The sequence below is a fragment of the Enterovibrio litoreus genome (genome assembly GCF_045679545.1).
Classification (GTDB): domain Bacteria; phylum Pseudomonadota; class Gammaproteobacteria; order Enterobacterales; family Vibrionaceae; genus Enterovibrio.
Genome location: NZ_CP166194.1, coordinates 3,067,164 through 3,086,013 on the forward strand (window position 1 = coordinate 3,067,164; position 18,850 = coordinate 3,086,013).

The following is an 18,850-nucleotide window of genomic DNA, read 5'->3' on the forward strand; positions in this document are numbered from 1 at the left end:
ATTCTATCCTTTCGTTGATTGACTCGTACAAAACTAATGTTATCGCAGCTGAAAAAACGCATCCTGACAGCTACTTCGGCGTTGTCCTACTGGACACATACACTGACAAAGCTTTCAGGACGCGTTATTCCGACTCGTCCTTGCGTTGTTGAATTCGGCGAAGAGAGCGCTCACGACGACTTTCTTCTCTGCCAAGATCCAACAGGGTTTCTTCTATAAATGCTAAATGCGCATGCGATGCCTGACGGGCTTTTTCTGGCTCACCCGCCGTAATCGCTTCCACAATGTTTGCTCTGTGTTTGCTGACTTTCTCAACGACATCATCACGTCGATTCAGCAATTCAAAATTCTGTAAAATGTTGTGCTCTAGCAACGGTGCCAAACTGCGCATAATGTGCAGTAATACTACGTTGTGTGACGCTTCAGTGACCGCAATAAGGTATTGCATCACGGCTGCGGCTTCAGCTTTGATATCACCAAGTTGCTGAGCTTCGCGAATGTTATCGTGGCAATGACATACGCGTGTTAAATCTTCTTCTGTGCCTCGTAATGCCGCAAAGTACGAGGAAACCCCTTCGAGTGCGTGACGAGATTCCAGCAAATCAAGCTGGCTTTCTGGATGTTCTGCGAGCAAATCAATCAGTGGCTCGGAAAAACGCTGCCACAATCGCTCGCTCACAAAGGTGCCACCACCTTGTTTTCGAGTCAGTAACTTCTTGGCTTCTAAGCGCTGAATGGCTTCTCGCACAGAGGGGCGCGAAACGTCAAATTGTTTCGCTAGTTCTCGCTCTGGTGGCAGTTTCTGCCCCGGCGATAGCGTCCCTTCTAGAATCAGGCTTTCAAGTTCTTTCTCAATAACATCTGACAGTTTGGGTTGACGAATCCGTTGTATAGCCATCGTTCTTCTTCGTTATTTGGCGCCGGAGTGCCTGCGCGTCCTTTCCCATTTATCGACCTTGTCAATTGGTAAGACCAATTACAAAGCAGGTAAAAAGTTACCAGAATGTGGTTGTACTGTCCACCGTAAACTTGATTTGCGTCATAGAAATTACAAATAGGCACTGAAGAGATATTAATCAACAAACTGACAATGGTCAGACCAATTTATTTGGCAAGGCCACTAAAAATAGGCTACTGATTTAGAGATGGTTTCACTTATGAGGCATTACCGTACATCTCGCGTGACGGCATCGGCATATTATGCCTTCTGTAACTGCGAATGAAGCGTCTTCCAGTTAAACGACATGCCTGGGTCTGTTTTTCTTCCGGGCGCAATGTCTTGATGCCCAGTGATACGCGCCGGCGTGATGGAAGGATAATGTTGCATAACCGCATTCGCGACATGGCCGAGCCTTTGATACTGCGCATCGGTATAAGGCAAGTCGTCAGTCCCCTCAAGCTCAATGCCAATAGAGAAATCATTGCATTGCTCTCGCCCTTCAAACACGGATACACCAGCATGCCAAGCTCGTCGATTAAACGGAACAAATTGCACCACGCTGCCATCTCGCTTGATTAAGCAATGCGCGGAGACTTTCATATCGCGAATTTCATCAAAATACGGATGCGTGTTACAGGTTAGTTCACCTTGAAAAAATTGCTCAATGTAAGGCCCACCAAACTCACCGGGCGGCAAGCTAATATTGTGCACCACAAGCAATGACACATCGTCAGGATCGGGCCTGTCGTTGCAGTGTGGGGAAGGCAGATAGGAAGCGCTATCCAATAGGTGGTCGGTAATCGTCAACATGAAGAGGTTCTTTGTTTTTTCCGTATCAACAAGTGCTTTGTATTTTAGCCTATTCAAGCCAAATCCCTAGCGATTAAACATCGTCGTTTCAAAAAGGCATGACTCGCAATCTCATTCCCTCGCAGGTAAACTTGCACACAACACGCTCAGGCCTTGCCTGTCTTTATTCTGTATTTACCAGTGATGGAACCACCATGTCAGAACACGATAACGCGTCTCGCGTTCATGATAGCCAAAGCCGATTGGCTTACCTCAAAGAACACCTGCACGACGACATTGTTCGCTGTGTCACCGATACGTTAAAAGAAGACTTGGGCGGCAGCGTTGATGTAACGCAAGATATCACGGCCAGCTTGATCCCAGCCAGCACCCTTGCTGACGCCACCATTATTACCCGCGAACACGGTGTATTTTGTGGTCGAGCATTTGCTGATGAAGTTTTTCGCCAGTTAGGCGGTGAAGTCAGCATCACGTGGAAAGTAGAAGATGGCGACAAGGTTGAGCCTAACCAAGTGCTGTGTGAATTAAGCGGCCCTGCCCGCACCCTGCTCACTGGCGAGCGCAACGCCATGAACTTCATTCAAACCCTTTCAGGCTGCGCCACAGAAACCGCGCGTTATGTTGAAAAACTGGCTGGCACTAAAACTCGCCTGTTAGATACCCGCAAAACCATTCCCGGCCTACGCAATGCGCTGAAATATGCCGTGACCTGTGGTGGCGGTTTTAATCACCGTATTGGTGTTTATGATGCCTACCTTATTAAAGAGAACCACATCATTGCGTGTGGTGGCATTCAAGGCGCAGTCAGCACTGCCAAGCAACTGAACCCCGGCAAACCCGTTGAAGTAGAAACCGAAAGCTTAGAAGAGCTGCAACAAGCCATTGATGCAGGCGCAGACATTGTGATGCTGGATAACTTCACCACTGACATGATGCGTGAAGCGGTTGCGCTAAACCAAGGTCGCGTCGCGTTAGAGGTGTCCGGCAACGTAACGTTAGATACCCTTCGAGAGTTTGCTGAGACGGGCGTGGATTACATTTCTGTGGGCGCACTGACGAAGCACATTCGCGCAATGGATTTGTCGATGCGTTTAAAATAACACGCCTAAATTATTGAACAAAAAACACGCTAAATTATTAATAATGCAGACATTACGTCTGCATTTTTCATCCCCTAATCACACTGCCGCAACTGACAAACATCTCAGTTACAAAAAAGACAACTCATCCCTCGAAAATCGCTTTTTATCCGCTGTTTTAGCCACTTAATCCGCCGTATTGTGAGCCCACTACAGCACTTTGCTGCACATAAAAACGGAGAGAAAAGGCAATGAAAAAACAAAAAGGTTTTAGCTTGATAGAGCTTTTGATTGTGGTAGGGATTATTGGTGCGTTGACGGCGATTGCTGTGCCTGCGTATTCCAACTACAAGGAAAAAAGTGAGTTAGTCTCTGCTATCGCTAGTTTGAAATCGATGAGAACTGCAATTGACATCGAAATCACAGAAAACAGCAATAACTTCCCTGCAAACAATTCTGCATTGAACGATCTGGGAGATAGGGGTGGTGTAGATATAACAGCAGCGGCAACGACAGGAGGCAGTTTAGCTTCGTTTGCAGATAGCCTCGTACATGCTACCTACACTAGAAATGCGACTACTGGTGCTTGGAGCTGCAAATACAACAATAAGACAGCTACCATTACTGTTGATTTCTGCGAAAAAGATACAGGTCTGTCGTTGTCAACCGCTCCTACCCCTAAATCGTAAATCAAATTCCGATAGGCTAACTGTTGGCTAGTAGTTTAGTTCAGTTATTGAAATCTCACGGTTTCCTGAATGCTGAATTAGAAAGCATCCTAAACCGTGAGGTGATAGAAGCTGGAGAGTCTCCAGCTTCTTTTATAATTCGTTCAGGAGTATACTCATCATCAGAATTAGCAAATTTGTTAAGTTCCATTTTTAGCGAACCAATTCTAAATTTGCAAAGTGTATCCAAACTACCATTAAATTTGGCAGCAATCAGCCATAGCCTGGTACTCAGTACGGATTCTCTTCCGATTGAAGTTAATGGCAAAGAGCTAATTCTTGCTATTAGCGACCCGACAAACCTTGAAGCTCAAGATGAATTCCGCTTCGCTACTGGCCTGCAAATCAAACCCGTTCTGGTAGACCACCAACAACTGGTGGGCGCGATTCGCAAACTTTATGGTAAGCAGATAGCATCAGGCCAAGGCGATGCAAAATCCGTCAGTGATTCGGAACTCGCTGATCTTGCCGAGTTCGATGACGATGCGAATTCCGATGACCTGGCCACCGACGAAGCCCCGGTTAGCCGCTATATTCAACAAGTGCTAATGGACGCTGTGCGCAAGCAAGCGTCAGATATTCATTTCGAACCTTTTGAGCAACGCTACCAAATTCGTTTTCGTTTAGACGGTATATTGCAAACCCACGGTACGCCCCCAGTGGGCATTTCACGTCGCCTTTCGACTCGTTTGAAAATCCTCGCCAAGCTCAATATTGCTGAGCGCCGATTGCCACAAGATGGGCGGATTAAACTAACGCTGGCGGACGGCAAATCTATCGACATGCGCGTATCCACTTTACCAACCTTGTTTGGTGAAAAGGTGGTGCTGCGAATTTTGGATGGCGGCAGTGTCGCGCTGGACATTGATTCGCTGGGTTATAGCGAAATACAAAAACAAGATTACCTAACGGCGCTGGATAAACCCCAAGGGCTGATCTTAATGACTGGCCCAACCGGTAGCGGCAAAACCGTGTCGCTGTACACCGGCCTGAAGTATCTCAACACTGCCGAACGCAACATATCCACAGCGGAAGATCCGGTAGAAATCAACTTGCCCGGCATCAATCAGGTCAATATCAATAACGACATCAAGCTCGATTTCGCCACGGCGCTTCGTGCTTTTTTACGACAAGATCCTGACGTGGTGATGGTCGGTGAGATGCGCGATCTTGAAACCGCTGAAATTGGCATCAAGGCCGCACAAACTGGGCACTTGGTGTTATCAACGCTGCATACTAACTCGGCGGCAGAAAGCATTACCCGCCTAGCGAATATGGGCGTCGCACCTTATAACCTCGCGGCATCACTGACATTGATCATCGCCCAGCGTCTGGCGCGTCGTTTATGCCAACACTGTAAAGTGCCTCACGAAGTCGATGATCACCAACTGACCGCTTTGGCGCCGCTCTACCCCAGCTTAGTGTTGAATCACGTTTCTCAAGCTAACTCGGAAGGATGTGACCATTGCAATAATGGCTATATTGGCCGAGTGGGCATTTACGAGGTGATGCGTATCGATCGCACGCTATCGGAAGCCATTGGTAACGGCGCATCGGCTTCGCAACTTGAAAATATTGCCCGCAATAATGGCATGCTCACGCTCTCGCTTTCCGGTATTGAAAAACTCAATCAAGGCATCACCAGCCTCGCAGAACTTCAACGCGTTATTAGTCTGTAAAGGGAATTACCATGGCCTCAAAACCCCGCAAGCTTTATGCATTCCAGTGGCGCGGCACTACCGCCAAAGGCGTCAAAATCAAAGGCCAATTACTTGCTTACCATGAACAAGATGCCCGACATTCATTAACCGAGCAGCGGGTTCGCATCATCAAAATCAAGCGTCGCTCTCCATCTTCATGGGCAAAGCGTCGCAATACGGCTAATGCCAAAGATATCACGCTATTTACGCGACAAATGGCCACCATGTTAGAAGCAGGTGTACCACTGGGTGAAACCCTACAACTGCTGAAAACAGGATCAAAGAAGGCTGAAATGAAGTTGATCATCGGCCAAATTTATAGCCATATTGAAGCAGGTTCTTCTTTGGCACAGGCAATGAAATCTAGCTCAATCCTATTTGATCAGTTCTACTGCGATCTGGTGGCAACGGGTGAGCAAACCGGTCGCTTAGAACAAATATTTGCGCGCATCTGCGTGTATCGTGAAAAGAGTGAGGATACCCGCTCCAAAGTCATTAAAGCCATGATCTACCCGAGCATTGTCTGTTCAATCGCTATTTTGGTGACCATCGGCATGCTCTTGTTTGTCATCCCAACCTTTAAAGATATTTTCTCGTCGTTCAACGCTGAACTGCCTTGGTTTACACAAAAAGTTCTCGGTGTGTCTGATGCTATTCATGATTATGGCGTGTACATGCTGATTGGCATAATATTGGCTGCATTGGCGTTCAAAACCAGCTATCAAAAAAGCTATAAATTTCGCCTCAAAGCCAGTCGACTTTCCCTGCGTATCCCTATTCTTGGTGACGTACTCACAAAAGCCACCCTCTCACGCTTTACTCGCACATTGGCGACCACTTTCAGTGCCGGTATCCCACTGCTCAATGGTTTGTCGGCAGCAGGGAAAACAGCGAACAACACCTACTTCAAACAGGTGATTGAAGAGGTTCACAAGCAAACCTCTGGCGGCCGCCCTTTGCATCGCGCCATCCGAGAAACTGATGCCTTCCCTGACATGATGATCCAAATGGTGATGATCGGCGAAGAGTCCGGTGCATTGGATGATATGTTGAACAAAGTCGCGGGGCTTTATGAAGCCGATGTCGATAACACGGTCGACAACCTTGGCAAGATCCTTGAGCCGATGATCATTGTACTGCTTGGCGTATTGATTGGATCCTTGGTCGTGGCCATGTATTTACCCATGTTTGATCTCATGAGTGTTATGGGTTAAACACCCTTTATCTTCTTTCCTCTTATTTCACTGATTGGCATACGTCGTTCGATAGATGTTTACGTTCAGGGCATAAGAGGATAGAGGCAAGCCAAACAACCCGTTATCATGTCGCCATTAACTCGCACTGGATTTTAAGATGAATTGGCTGTTCGACTCTCCGAGTCTGTATGTATTTCTCGCGTCTGTGTTTGGGCTTATCGTAGGTAGCTTTCTCAACGTCGTGATTTATCGCTTTCCGAAAATGATGGAAGCGCAATGGCGCGAGGAATGCCACGAATGCTTTCCAAGCGAAATGTCGGCTCCCAAAGCCACAGAAGTATTTAACCTCAGCCTCCCCCGTTCACATTGCCCTTCTTGCCAAGCGCCCGTTAAAGCGATTGATAACGTTCCCGTATTGAGCTGGCTGATCCTTGGCGGTAAGTGCCGACACTGCAAAACTCCGATTAGCATTCGCTACCCCTTTGTGGAATTGCTGACCGCACTGCTTGTGGGCACCACGGCGTATTTTCTGCCGGGTTCCTATTGGTCACTCGCCGTGATTGCCGCCACCTTTGTGTTGGTCGCTCTGTGCTTTATCGATATCGACACCATGCTGTTGCCAGATCAAATGACGCTGCCTTTGATGTGGGCGGGTATTCTTCTGGCGGTGATTGGTATATCACCGGTTTCACTGCAAGATGCGGTGATTGGCGCCATGGCAGGCTATTTGTCGCTTTGGAGCGTGTTCCAATTGTTTAGATTGCTGACTGGCAAAGAAGGCATGGGATACGGTGATTTCAAATTACTTGCCGCGCTTGGCGCGTGGCTTGGCTGGCAACCGCTCCCTATGGTGATCCTTATTGCGTCGTTTGCGGGTGCAATCATTGGCATCATCTTGATGCGCATAAAAGGCACAGGGAAAGAGACCCCGTTCTCGTTTGGGCCATACCTTGCTATGGCGGGCTGGATTAGTCTGCTGTGGGGTAATAACATCATGGATTGGTATTTAACGTCATATTTGGGTTATTAAATGGCTTTTGTTGTGGGTGTCACGGGCGGCATTGGTAGCGGAAAAACGACCGTTGCCAATCTGTTTGCGGATAAAAGCATTGAAGTGATCGATGCAGATATCATTGCGCGTCAGGTCGTCGAACCCGGCTCTGAGGGGCTAAACGCCATTGCAGCCAAGTTTGGTGATTCGATGCTATCCGAAGACGGGTCACTGGATCGTGCAGCGCTTCGTGAGCACATTTTTTCCCACCCAGAAGACAAAGACTGGCTCAATGGTTTGCTTCATCCGAAGATCCGCCAAGAGATGATTCGCCAAACGACTCAAGCGCGTTCGCCGTATTGTTTGCTCGTTATCCCCCTTCTCGTTGAGAATGAACTTCAAAGCTTGTGTGATCGCGTTTTGGTGGTGGATGTATCAGCGCAAACACAAGTTGAACGTGCATCACGAAGAGACAGCGTCTCAAATGAGCAGGTTAAGCGCATTTTGGCGGCTCAAGCGACGCGTGAGGATAGACTTGCCCTTGCCGATGACGTTATCGTAAACGAGTGTACGCAAGAAGAGCTCAACAAACATGTTGATGCCCTGCACTTGCAATACCTCACATTGGCCGAACAAGACACTGAGAATCAACATGATTAGCGATACCCTTTACGAGCACCCTTTGACTGAGCAGGTTCGCGTTTATCTGCGGCTCGAGTATCTACTGAATCAAATCACTGACTCGGCAACGCTGACAGACGACTCACAATGGCGCGTTTTCTTCAGCAGCTTATTTGATTTAGCTGAAATTCTTGAACAGGTGCAAGTGAAAGGCGATCTGGCAAAAGATCTGGAAAAGCAGCGCGCTAAGCTAGAGGCGTGGTTGAATGTGCCTAACGTCGACACGGAACAACTGACTAGCCTGCTGCGCGAAAGTCGTCAGTTGCAACAAACCTTGCTGCAATCACCGCGACTGGGGCAACAATTGAGAGAAGACAAGTTTCTTTCTTCTATTCGTCAGCGTTTCTCGATCCCAGGCGGCACCTGCAGTTTTGATCTGCCTTCGCTGCATCATTGGCTGAACTTGCCCTTAGCACATCGCCAGTCTGATGCCAAAACATGGTGTGATACGCTTCATCCGCTCAACAACGCACTGACATTCTGGCTGCAACTAACACGTGGCAGTGCCACCATGCAAGCTTGCTCAGTGAACAACGGCTTTTTCCAGCAAGAAGTCGATGGCGCGAGTTTATTGCGCATGAAAATATCCCCCGAATACAACGCATACCCAACGGTGTCTGGTCATAAATCTCGGTTTGCTATACGCTTCATGCCGTTTGATGAAAACCACGCTGTTGCGGAGAAAATGACGCTCTCGCTAGCGGTATGCTGATCAGTTAGAAGAAATGAGGTTTCTGTGAGCCAAGATAAACCTATCGTCGTAAAATGCCCGCAATGTAAAATGCCCGTTGTTTGGGGCGAAGTCAGTCCTTACAGACCGTTTTGCAGCAAACGCTGCCAGCTTATTGACCTCGGTGAGTGGGCCGAAGAAGAAAAGCGTATTCCGGGTGCACCGGATATGTCAGACAGTGATGGATGGTCGGAAGAAAGTTAAAAACTAAAAGCGGCCCTGAAACCTAGGAAAAGCAAAGCGCTTTCACTGTTTCGTCTTCTGTATTTTCTTAGAGCCTAGGGCCTGCTCTTACCCCAACACATCAACAATCTTCGCCAATACAGGCTCATTCGCTTCAGGGAACGTAAAGTTCGGCAATGCGCTAATTGCTACCCACTGTCCCGGTTGCCCCTCTTTGCCATACGGCACGCCATCAAAAGCTTTGATTAGAAAGAAATCAAACGTCAGCGCTTTGTCAGGGTAATCATGCGTCATCGACATAAACGCTTCGATGTCGGTTGCGGCAATACCAACCTCTTCTTCAAGTTCTCGGATCACCGCTTGTTCCGCTGTTTCACCATGCTCGACTTGCCCACCTGCAAACTCCCAAAAGCCGCCTTTATGGGCCTTGGCTGGGCGCTGGGTGATGAATATCTGACTGCGATCAGGATTGAGGATGATCCCGACAGCGATATGTATGCGTTTCTTATCCATATTAAGCCTACTCTCGTGCCATAAAAAAGGCCGCTAAGCGGCCTTTTAGGTTTCGTTATTGATGCCCTAGGTCAGCGAATTGAATTAGCTCATTTTACCGTGGCATTGCTTGTATTTTTTGCCTGAACCACAAGGGCAAGGATCGTTGCGGCCTACCTTGCGACCATCACGAACCACAGAATCAGAAACGGGCTCTTGATTGTCTTCTAGCTGGCTGCTTGCTTCTGCATGGCTCACCTGTTGACGACGTGCAGCCGCTTCTGCTTGTGCACGACGTTGCTCTTCCATACGGTCAACTTCTTCTGGTTGTTGAACACGTACACGGCTCAGTGTCATCACAACATCTGATTTCAGTGAGTCCAACATGCCTTCAAACAGTTCAAACGACTCACGCTTGTATTCCTGTTTCGGGTTCTTCTGCGCATAGCCACGCAGGTGAATACCTTGACGAAGGTGATCCATGGCTGCCAGGTGTTCTTTCCACAAGGTATCAAGCGTTTGCAGCATGACGGCTTTTTCGAAGTTACGAAGGGTTTCAGCACCCACCGCCGCTTCTTTCGATTTGTAAATCTCAATGACGCTACTTAGAATGCGCTCACGCAGCTGCTCTTCATACAGTTTATCGTCGTTCTCAAGCCATTCACGCAATGGAAGATCGGCATCAAAGTCCGCTTTCAGGCGAGTTTCAAGACCTTCAACATCCCACATTTCAGCCAGTGATTGTGGCGGGATATACTGGTCAACCAAGTCACCCAACACATCTTCGCGGTTATGCTCGATCATTTCGCTGATATCCGTGCTGTTCATCAACTCGTCACGCAGTTCGTAAACCACTTTACGTTGATCGTTAGCAACATCATCAAATTCAAGAAGCTGTTTGCGAATATCGAAGTTACGACCTTCAACTTTGCGTTGCGCGTTTTCGATAGCTTTGTTCACCCATGGGTGCTCAATCGCTTCGCCTTCTTCCATGCCTAGCTTCTTCATCATGTTCGTCACACGATCAGAGGCGAAAATACGCATCAATGAATCTTCCATCGACAAGTAGAAACGGCTAGAACCCGGGTCACCCTGACGGCCAGAACGACCTCGTAGCTGGTTATCAATACGGCGAGATTCGTGACGCTCGGTACCAATGATGTGTAAACCACCCGCTGCTTTTACAGCATCGTGCGTTTCACGCCACTTGGCTTTAATATCCGCGATTTGCTGCTCGGTTGGGTTCTCCAGCTTGGAGATATCTGATTGCCAGCTACCACCTAGCACGATATCCGTACCACGACCGGCCATGTTGGTTGCGATGGTAACTGCACCCGGTGAACCAGCATCTGCAACAATATCTGCTTCCTGAGCATGGAACTTGGCGTTCAACACGGCGTGTTTTACACCCGCCTTTTTCAGCGCTTCTGACAAGAGTTCAGATTTTTCAATCGACACTGTACCCACCAAGCTTGGTTGGCCTTTTGCGCTGCGGGTTTTGATGTCTTCAATGATGGCGTTGAATTTTTCACGCTCAGTCATGTAAACCTGATCCGCCATGTCGTCACGAATCATCGGTTTGTTGGTTGGAATAACAACCGTATCCAAACCATAAATAGACTGGAATTCGAACGCTTCGGTATCAGCCGTACCTGTCATGCCTGACAGTTTGTCGTACAAACGGAAGAAGTTCTGGAAAGTGATTGATGCCAGTGTTTGGTTTTCGTTTTGGATCTTAACGCCTTCTTTTGCCTCAACGGCTTGATGAAGACCTTCAGACCAACGACGACCCGGCATAGTACGGCCGGTATGTTCATCAACAATGATCACTTCGTCGTCTTTCACGATGTAATCAACGTCTTTCTCAAACAGCACATGGGCACGTAAAGCGGCGTTAATATGGTGAAGCAATGAAATGTTAGCTGGCGAGTACAAGGTATCATTCTCGTCCATCAGTTCATTTTTCTTGAGCATATCTTCCACAAACTCTTGACCATTTTCAGTCAGGTGAGCTTGTTTAGATTTCTCATCCACCGTGAAGTGGCCTTCGCCGCGGTACTCTTCGCTGTCTTCTTTGTCCTGACGGATAAGTTGTGGGATCAGCGCATTAATACGTGCGTACATCTCAGAACTGTCTTCCGCAGGGCCGGAAATAATCAGCGGTGTACGCGCTTCATCGATCAAGATGGAGTCAACTTCATCCACCACGGCAAAATAGCGCTCACGTTGAACACGATCTTCCGGGCGGAAGGCCATGTTGTCACGCAGGTAATCGAAACCAAACTCGTTGTTGGTTCCGTAAAGGATGTCAGCGAGATACGCCGCTTTTTTCTCAGGGGGTGCCATGTTTGGCACATTGATACCCACTGTCATATCAAGAAATTCAAACAATGCGCGGTTGGTTTCAGCATCACGCTTAGCCAAGTAGTCATTCACGGTAACAATGTGAACACCTTTGCCAGTCAGTGCATGCAAATAGGCAGGCAATGTTGCAGTCAGGGTTTTACCTTCACCAGTACGCATCTCTGCGATCTGGCCATTGTTCAACACCATGCCGCCAATCAACTGAACGTCGAAGTGACGCATACCAAAGACACGCTTTGAGGCTTCACGTACCGTTGCAAACGCTTCTGGCAGGATCAAATCTAGCGATTCACCTTGCTCGATACGCTGGCGATATTCAGCGGTTTTCGCTTTCAGATCATCATCGGTGAGGGCTTCGAATTGAGGCTCTAGATTATTGATTTCATTTACGACTTTGCGAAGGCGGCGCAGTGTACGGTCATTGCGGCTTCCGATTACTTTTGTGATTAATTTCGATAACATGGCTTTGCCGTTTCTCTCATTTTGTCGCTTTAGCGTCGGGGCCAAAGCCTGGATACTGCACGGCAGAGAAATTCAGCACATCCCTCTGCCCAAAATTCTTTTCGGAAAAATTAGCGAATATTAAGAAGCATTATTCTTTTCGTCGCATTGATCTTGTGCCTTAAAACGATGTTTTCAAGGGCAATGATTCATTTAATCAAGCTAGCTTAGCACTAAGGCCACTTATAATAAGCCATATCCGCGGTGCATCCCACCTGTAATGCGGGTCGCGCCAAGTTAGATGGTAAAAATTAGAACCTGTTCATTCAACAGAACCAAGTTAGTGCATTTTATGTTCAGCTTTGGTGCATTTTTAGTTCGCGACCGCCGAAGGGCATGAGTCTATACCCAAGCAACCTCTGGTGGAGGATTCAGAGCATCTTAAGGTGGGTTGGGTATATGCTTGCTCAGTAACTCAATTGGCAATATATGACAGGCATAAAAAAACCGGAGTGAATCACTCCGGTTTTTTATATTCATGACTTGCTTAGGCGAGAACCATACCCGGTTCTGCAAATCTAACGGGCAGTGTCTGCTCGCTATCAAATGTTGCCCATTCCCAAGCTTCTTGGTCAGCAAGTACTGCGCGAAGTAGTTGATTATTCAGCGCATGGCCTGACTTAAACGCGCGCATTTCACCAATGATGTTATGACCACACATGTAAAGGTCGCCAATGGCGTCCAGCACTTTGTGTTTGACGAGTTCATTGTCAAAACGCAGACCGTCTTCGTTCAATATGCGGTAATCATCAAGGACAATGGCACAATCGAAGCTACCACCCAGACACAAGTTACGTGACTGAAGGTATTCGATATCGCGCATGAAACCAAAAGTTCGTGCACGGCTAATGTCTTTGATAAACGCTTGTGAAGAAAAATCCATCACTAAACTTTGCTGCTCTGACTCAATCGCAGGGTGATTGAAATCGATGGCGAAGTCTAAGCGGAAGCCGTCATATGGCAGCAACTCAGCCCATTTGTCGCCGTCTTCTATGCGAACAGGTTTCTTAATGCGCACAAAACGTTTTGGAGCATTAAGGGTTTCAATACCCGCAGATTGCAGCAAATAAATGAATGGGCTTGCGCTACCATCCATAATTGGAATTTCTGGTGCGTCTACTTCAACGATAACGTTGTCGATACCCATTCCCGCCAACGCAGCATTGAGGTGCTCAACGGTAGAAATACGAACGCCATCATCGTTAACCAGTGCAGTACACAGCATGGTATCGCGAACTGAAGCCGGATCTGCTGGAAAATCCACAGGAGGATTCAGGTCAGTACGACGATAGATAACGCCCGTGTTAGCTGCAGCTGGGCGCAGGATCAACGTGACCTTACGTCCAGAGTGCAATCCCACCCCAGTCGTTTGAACAATAGTCTTTAATGTTCGTTGTCTAATCATCTGCCATTCCCAACTGAAAATCTCTTTTTGCGCCCCAAGTCACTCATTACGGTGTCACAACGAGGCAAAACGGGCAGCATAATATCATGCTGCTGTACACAAACCAAGCACTGGCTGATTAATCCGCTTGCTTACGCAAAAACGCCGGAATATCCAGATAGTCTTGCTCTTGCTTTGGCTTAGGCGCAACGTTCGTGGTCTGTGGTTGCACAGACGATTCGACTGCATGTCCGCTAGAGACATTCGTTGCCGCTTTAGTCGCTTCTTGCAAAGGTTGTGCCTTGTTTTCCACTGGCGCTGGTTTTTGTGTACCAGGAACCAAGGTGATATCAGGCTTACGCTCGTTACCGATGCCGGTTGCAACAACCGTAACGCGAAGCTCATCACTCATCTCAGGATCCATCGACGAACCGATAACCACAGTGGCATTATCTGAGGCAAATGCCTTAACAGTGTTGCCTACAGTTTCGAATTCATCCAGTCGCATATCGAATCCAGCTGTAATATTTACAAGAACACCTCGTGCTCCAGCCAAATCGATGTCTTCTAGCAGTGGGCTCGAAATCGCCATTTCAGCGGCTTCTTCTGCACGGTTTTCACCGGTTGCAATCCCACTACCCATCATGGCATGACCCATTTCCGACATCACGGTACGTACATCCGCAAAGTCGACGTTGATCAAGCCAGGACGCGTGATTAACTCAGCAATACCTTGGACCGCATTTCGCAGCACATCGTTCGCTTTTGCAAAAGCATCAAGCAGTGTAATACCACGACCCAATACTTTCAGTAGCTTCTCATTCGGGATGGTGATCAGTGAATCGACGTGCTTAGATAGCTCTTCAATTCCCTGCTCAGCAAACGCAAGACGCTTCTTACCTTCAAAGCTAAATGGCTTAGTCACAACGGCTACGGTAAGAATACCCAGCTCTTTTGCGATTTCAGCGATAACCGGAGCAGCACCTGTACCTGTACCACCGCCCATTCCCGCTGCGATAAATACCATATCGGCACCTTCAAGCTCAGCTTTAATCGCTTCACGATCTTCAAGCGCTGACTCACGACCTACTTGTGGATTTGCACCCGCACCTAAGCCTTTTGTGATATCGCCACCGATTTGAATTACCGTGCTAACTGCCGTCTTACGAAGCGCCTGAGCATCGGTATTGATGGTGATGAACTCCACCCCTTCAATTGACTCACGCACCATGTGTTCGACTGCATTACCACCGCCGCCGCCAACACCAACGACTTTAATTACCGCGTCATTGGACATTTCCATCATCGGTTCAAACATGTGTTCTCTCCGTCATTCCTGTTCGCATCAGGTTTAAAATTCTTTCTTGAGCCAGCCACTAAACTTACTGAACATTCCTGATACAGTTCGTTTAGGCTCTGGCTCGCTCGTTTCATTCAATAGGTTGTCTTTGCCATAGTGCAGCAAACCCACCGCGGTAGCGTGATAAGGGGCATTGACGTAATCCGTCAAACCCGTCACGCCAGAAGGAAGACCGACGCGGACTTGGTTTTGGAATACGCGTTCTGCACACTCCACCAGCCCTTGCATTTGTGCCGCACCACCAGTCAGGACGATACCTGCGGCCAATTGATGCTTCACGCCCTGCGTGCGTAGACGTTCCTGAACACGCTCCAATTCATGCTGCACCAACCCCAGCAATTCACTGCAACGTGGCTCAATGACTTCAGCCAATGTTTGACGTTGTAGGCTTCGCGAAGGACGCCCACCCACACTCGGAACATTAACCTTGGCATCTTTGTTCACCAGCTCACCTAACGCGCACCCATGTTTCACTTTGATTTTCTCAGCGTCACTTAAAGGTGTACCGAATGCATAAGCAATATCACTGGTGATTACATTACCTGCGTATGGGATCACCGCTGCATGTCGCAGCGCACCACCTGTCCATACCGCAATGTCCATGGTTCCGCCGCCAATATCGACGACGCAAACTCCTAATTCTCTTTCGTCTGCTGTGATCACCGCATGACTTGCCGCCAAGCCGGAGAAAATTAACTGATCAACTTTCAGGCCACAACGCTCAACGGCTTTTTCAATGTTGCGCGCGGTATCAGTGTGGCAAGTAATCAGGTGCACGCTGGCTTCCATGCGCACACCGGATAAGCCCACTGGATTTTTGATCCCTTCTTGATAGTCAATTTTATATTCTTGGGGGATCACGTGCAGCACACGCTGTTCATCACTGATTTTGACAGACTTCGCGGTGTGAATAACCATCTCCACGTCATCTTGCGTCACTTCTTCATCAGAAATCGTCCCCATGCCACGCTCGGTCAAGCAATGTATGTGCTTTCCTGACAGTGACAAAAATACGGAGCGAATTTTACAGTCAGACATCATTTCTGCGCCGTTGACTGCTCGTTCAACCGATTTCACGACAGATTCAAGGTCGTTAACGCCGCCTTTATCCATACCCTGAGACGGGGTTGTGCCCACGCCCAAGATATTGACAGCACCGTCAGGTAATATCTCACTGACTAACACAGAGACTTTTGATGTCCCGATGTCTAATCCAACAATTAGCGGTCTGTCAGTTGCTTGTTTCATTCCATCTACTCTTAGGCTTACTTTTCACTGAGTGCTTCATCAGGGGCTTTCCAACCCACTGCAGCACCAGTGTCATAGCGCAAATCTACGTATTGAATATCTCGCCCTGTTGCGTTCATGTCATCAAACAAGTCCACAAAGCGATGTAATCTCTCATTTCTCGACTCTCGTCCTAACTCGATACGGACGCCATCTCGAGTGACGATTCGCCATGAACGACGTTCATTAAGCGCCAGTGCAGCAATGCGTAACTTCGTCGGCGCTAAAATGTTGTGCATTTCACGCCACGCTGCTAAAACTTCTTTTTCGCTGCCTTCGGGGCCGTGTAAAGAGACTAAGCCTTTCTCTTTCACTTCTTCGGGGCTTGCGCTAAATACCGTACCACTCACATCCAGTAACAGAGATCCATTCCAGACTGCTTCAGGTTGGTATTCAGTCACATCAACTTTGATGGTATCTGGCCATTGCTTTCGCACTGCTACATTGGCAACCCAAGGCAACGCCGAGATTGCACCGTGGATATCATCCACATCTTGCAACATAAAGCTGTGCAACGGACCGATATTCAGCACAGCATTTCGTACTTCAACCGTCGACAAATGTGCCAGTTCACCTTGCACAACAATCTGCGACAAAGGCAGTTGCTTTTCGTCACCCATCCAAGTCAACACTCGAAGCAACAACCAAAGAATCGCAAGAATGACAAATACCAAAAATGCCAGCCCCCCCCAATGCGCTTTTAGCATTGAAGGTTGAGCCGGTATATCATTCGCGGTCACATTTGTCATATCAGGCTATTGCCTCGCCTCTCTTGGGCAACCTGTCGCTTTGCTGTGTACAAAGTCGACCGGATTATAACGGTCAGTTTGACAGGTCACCAAGCCTTGTTGGCTCATAAGTGATAAAGCTGAGATCAAATACATGCAAAACGCGCAAAATCAGGTTAAAAATTAGACACAACTCTTTCATCTACCCTGTAACGCATGAAATTGCTTTTATATCTGCGCACTCAGCGCTTTCTTATCCAGTTTCAATTCGGCCAGTTTTCTCGCCACTTTACCGATATCACCCGCCCCTTGGGTTAGCACCAAATCACCCGGTTTCAGCACAGCTGCTAATGCGGCAGGCAGAGATTCAACCTCAGGAACAAAGATGGGATCGATTTTTCCACGACCTCGAAGCGTGCGGCAAAGACTACGTCCATCTGCCCCTGCGATTGGCGCTTCACCCGCAGAATACACATCCAACATCAGCAGAACGTCAACATGCTCCAGCACATTGGCAAAATCATCATATAAATCGCGGGTTCGGCTATAACGGTGCGGCTGGAAAATCATCACCAAACGGTTATCTGGCCAACCTGCTCGCGCCGCTTGAATCGTCACATCCACTTCGCTCGGGTGGTGACCGTAGTCGTCCACCAGCAACGCTTCGCCATCGTCGACAGGGAACAAGCCCAATTGGTCGAAACGACGACCTGTGCCTTCAAAGTTCACCAATGCGCGCCAAATCGCATCATCTTCCACGCCATCTTCTGTTGCCACTGCGACTGCCGCAGCGGCATTCAGTGCGTTGTGACGACCAGGAATATTCAGCTCAATGTTCAGCGCTGGTTTATCTTTGCGTAAAATCGTGAAAATACCTTTTTGGCCTTCTTGGCGGTAATTTTCCAATTTCACATCAGCATCATCAGAGAAGCCGTAGGTAATGACTTGGCGGCCAATGGATGGAATAACTTCGCGCACCACAGGATCGTCAATACACATCACTGCCTGTCCGTAGAACGGCAACTGATGCAGAAAATCAATAAATGTCTGCTTCAGGACCTCGAAGTCTCCGCCATAGGTATCCATATGGTCGGCTTCGATGTTGGTGACGATAGCGACCATAGGCTGCAAATGTAGGAAAGATGCATCACTTTCATCTGCTTCTGCAATCAGGTAACGGCTACAACCCAAACGTGCGTTAGTGCCAGCACTCTTGACGAGCCCACCATTAACAAACGTTGGGTCAAGTCCTGCTTCTTGATAAATCAGTGTCGTTAGGGCTGTCGTGGTGGTTTTTCCATGCGTGCCTGCTACTGCAATACCATGACGATAACGCATCAACTCTGCCAGCATTTCAGCACGGCGAACCACAGGGATACGCGCGGCTTTTGCTGCAACCAACTCAGGGTTGTTTTGCTGAATAGCGGTCGATACCACCACCACGCTGGCACCGTTCACGTTGCTCTCTGCATGACCGAAAAAGACCGTCGCACCTTTGCTCACAAGACGCTGCGTGACTGGGTTCTCTGACAAATCAGACCCCGACACTTCGTATCCTTCGTTTAACAATACTTCGGCGATGCCACACATTCCTGCACCGCCAATGCCGACAAAGTGAATGCGTTTCACACGGCGCATTTCGGGCACCATGGTTCGGATTTTTTCTAACTGATGACTATCAAACTTGCCCATCACT

The 18,850-nt window shown here is 48.2% G+C and carries 17 protein-coding genes; 8 read left to right on the plus strand and 9 right to left on the minus strand.

All coding sequences use genetic code 11. The features are described from left to right. Positions 1 to 124: 124 nt before the first annotated feature. Both pdhR and ampD read right to left on the minus strand, forming a co-directional pair. Complete coding sequence (gene pdhR, locus AB8599_RS13635) at positions 125 to 898, minus strand: pyruvate dehydrogenase complex transcriptional repressor PdhR (protein WP_407331437.1); 774 nt, start codon at positions 896 to 898, stop codon at positions 125 to 127. Between the two features lie 300 nt (positions 899 to 1,198). Continuing rightward, positions 1,199 to 1,750 carry a 1,6-anhydro-N-acetylmuramyl-L-alanine amidase AmpD gene (ampD, locus tag AB8599_RS13640; RefSeq protein WP_407331438.1) on the minus strand — a complete coding sequence of 184 codons (552 nt, stop codon included), beginning with the start codon at positions 1,748 to 1,750 and terminating at the stop codon, positions 1,199 to 1,201. A gap of 194 nt (positions 1,751 to 1,944) precedes the next feature. Between ampD and nadC the strand changes: the two genes are divergently transcribed. The 8 genes from nadC (at position 1,945) to yacG (ending at position 9,059) form a co-directional block, all read left to right on the plus strand. Next, positions 1,945 to 2,850 carry a carboxylating nicotinate-nucleotide diphosphorylase gene (gene nadC, locus AB8599_RS13645; RefSeq protein ID WP_407331439.1) on the plus strand — a complete coding sequence of 302 codons (906 nt, stop codon included), beginning with the start codon at positions 1,945 to 1,947 and terminating at the stop codon, positions 2,848 to 2,850. 230 nt (positions 2,851 to 3,080) lie between these two features. Further along, positions 3,081 to 3,518: a prepilin-type N-terminal cleavage/methylation domain-containing protein gene (locus tag AB8599_RS13650; protein WP_407331440.1), complete on the plus strand. Its 438-nt coding sequence runs from the start codon at positions 3,081 to 3,083 to the stop codon at positions 3,516 to 3,518. Positions 3,519 to 3,541: 23 nt separating this feature from the next. After that, on the plus strand, positions 3,542 to 5,236 hold the full coding sequence (pilB, locus tag AB8599_RS13655) for a type IV-A pilus assembly ATPase PilB (protein WP_407331441.1): 1,695 nt from the start codon (positions 3,542 to 3,544) through the stop codon (positions 5,234 to 5,236). A gap of 11 nt (positions 5,237 to 5,247) precedes the next feature. After that, entirely contained in the window at positions 5,248 to 6,471 is a 1,224-nt protein-coding gene (locus AB8599_RS13660; RefSeq protein ID WP_407331442.1) for a type II secretion system F family protein, read from the plus strand. 139 nt (positions 6,472 to 6,610) lie between these two features. Further along, entirely contained in the window at positions 6,611 to 7,483 is an 873-nt protein-coding gene (locus AB8599_RS13665) for a prepilin peptidase (RefSeq protein ID WP_407331443.1), read from the plus strand. Beyond that, a complete protein-coding gene (coaE, locus tag AB8599_RS13670) occupies positions 7,484 to 8,104 on the plus strand; it encodes a dephospho-CoA kinase (protein WP_407331444.1) in 621 nt (206 codons plus the stop codon). It begins immediately after the preceding gene. Next, entirely contained in the window at positions 8,097 to 8,837 is a 741-nt protein-coding gene (zapD, locus tag AB8599_RS13675; protein ID WP_407331445.1) for a cell division protein ZapD, read from the plus strand. The genes coaE and zapD overlap by 8 nt, the downstream gene beginning before the upstream one ends. Positions 8,838 to 8,906: 69 nt before the next feature. Next, a complete protein-coding gene (yacG, locus tag AB8599_RS13680; RefSeq protein ID WP_407333228.1) occupies positions 8,907 to 9,059 on the plus strand; it encodes a DNA gyrase inhibitor YacG in 153 nt (50 codons plus the stop codon). 87 nt (positions 9,060 to 9,146) lie between these two features. On the opposite strand, the gene mutT is transcribed toward yacG, so the two are convergent. The 7 genes from mutT to murC form a co-directional block, all read right to left on the minus strand. Beyond that, positions 9,147 to 9,551, minus strand: coding sequence for an 8-oxo-dGTP diphosphatase MutT (gene mutT, locus AB8599_RS13685; RefSeq protein WP_407331446.1), 405 nt, complete (start codon positions 9,549 to 9,551; stop codon positions 9,147 to 9,149). An 84-nt stretch (positions 9,552 to 9,635) separates the two neighbouring features. Beyond that, positions 9,636 to 12,356, minus strand: a complete 2,721-nt coding sequence (gene secA / locus AB8599_RS13690) for a preprotein translocase subunit SecA (RefSeq protein ID WP_407331447.1) — start codon at positions 12,354 to 12,356, stop codon at positions 9,636 to 9,638. Between the two features lie 526 nt (positions 12,357 to 12,882). Beyond that, on the minus strand, positions 12,883 to 13,800 hold the full coding sequence (lpxC, locus tag AB8599_RS13695) for a UDP-3-O-acyl-N-acetylglucosamine deacetylase (protein WP_407331448.1): 918 nt from the start codon (positions 13,798 to 13,800) through the stop codon (positions 12,883 to 12,885). A gap of 118 nt (positions 13,801 to 13,918) precedes the next feature. Then, positions 13,919 to 15,097 carry a cell division protein FtsZ gene (gene ftsZ / locus AB8599_RS13700; protein ID WP_407331449.1) on the minus strand — a complete coding sequence of 393 codons (1,179 nt, stop codon included), beginning with the start codon at positions 15,095 to 15,097 and terminating at the stop codon, positions 13,919 to 13,921. A 33-nt stretch (positions 15,098 to 15,130) separates the two neighbouring features. After that, positions 15,131 to 16,387, minus strand: coding sequence for a cell division protein FtsA (gene ftsA / locus AB8599_RS13705; RefSeq protein WP_407331450.1), 1,257 nt, complete (start codon positions 16,385 to 16,387; stop codon positions 15,131 to 15,133). Between the two features lie 17 nt (positions 16,388 to 16,404). Beyond that, a complete protein-coding gene (locus tag AB8599_RS13710) occupies positions 16,405 to 17,175 on the minus strand; it encodes a cell division protein FtsQ/DivIB (RefSeq protein WP_407331451.1) in 771 nt (256 codons plus the stop codon). Between the two features lie 207 nt (positions 17,176 to 17,382). Next, the gene (gene murC / locus AB8599_RS13715; RefSeq protein ID WP_407331452.1) at positions 17,383 to 18,846 is read right to left on the minus strand and encodes a UDP-N-acetylmuramate--L-alanine ligase; all 1,464 of its coding nucleotides are present in this window, start codon (positions 18,844 to 18,846) and stop codon (positions 17,383 to 17,385) included. Positions 18,847 to 18,850 lie beyond the last annotated feature (4 nt).

Bases quoted from the DNA above. Each gene is read 5' to 3' on its own strand.
- pdhR (WP_407331437.1), bottom strand. From the start codon at position 898: ATGGCTATACAACGGATTCGTCAACCCAAACTGTCAGATGTTATTGAG.
- ampD (WP_407331438.1), bottom strand. From the start codon at position 1,750: ATGTTGACGATTACCGACCACCTATTGGATAGCGCTTCCTATCTGCCT.
- nadC (WP_407331439.1), top strand. From the start codon at position 1,945: ATGTCAGAACACGATAACGCGTCTCGCGTTCATGATAGCCAAAGCCGA.
- AB8599_RS13650 (WP_407331440.1), top strand. From the start codon at position 3,081: ATGAAAAAACAAAAAGGTTTTAGCTTGATAGAGCTTTTGATTGTGGTA.
- AB8599_RS13660 (WP_407331442.1), top strand. From the start codon at position 5,248: ATGGCCTCAAAACCCCGCAAGCTTTATGCATTCCAGTGGCGCGGCACT.
- AB8599_RS13665 (WP_407331443.1), top strand. From the start codon at position 6,611: ATGAATTGGCTGTTCGACTCTCCGAGTCTGTATGTATTTCTCGCGTCT.
- coaE (WP_407331444.1), top strand. From the start codon at position 7,484: ATGGCTTTTGTTGTGGGTGTCACGGGCGGCATTGGTAGCGGAAAAACG.
- zapD (WP_407331445.1), top strand. From the start codon at position 8,097: ATGATTAGCGATACCCTTTACGAGCACCCTTTGACTGAGCAGGTTCGC.
- yacG (WP_407333228.1), top strand. From the start codon at position 8,907: ATGCCCGTTGTTTGGGGCGAAGTCAGTCCTTACAGACCGTTTTGCAGC.
- mutT (WP_407331446.1), bottom strand. From the start codon at position 9,551: ATGGATAAGAAACGCATACATATCGCTGTCGGGATCATCCTCAATCCT.
- secA (WP_407331447.1), bottom strand. From the start codon at position 12,356: ATGTTATCGAAATTAATCACAAAAGTAATCGGAAGCCGCAATGACCGT.
- lpxC (WP_407331448.1), bottom strand. From the start codon at position 13,800: ATGATTAGACAACGAACATTAAAGACTATTGTTCAAACGACTGGGGTG.
- ftsZ (WP_407331449.1), bottom strand. From the start codon at position 15,097: ATGTTTGAACCGATGATGGAAATGTCCAATGACGCGGTAATTAAAGTC.
- ftsA (WP_407331450.1), bottom strand. From the start codon at position 16,387: ATGAAACAAGCAACTGACAGACCGCTAATTGTTGGATTAGACATCGGG.
- AB8599_RS13710 (WP_407331451.1), bottom strand. From the start codon at position 17,175: ATGACAAATGTGACCGCGAATGATATACCGGCTCAACCTTCAATGCTA.
- murC (WP_407331452.1), bottom strand. From the start codon at position 18,846: ATGGGCAAGTTTGATAGTCATCAGTTAGAAAAAATCCGAACCATGGTG.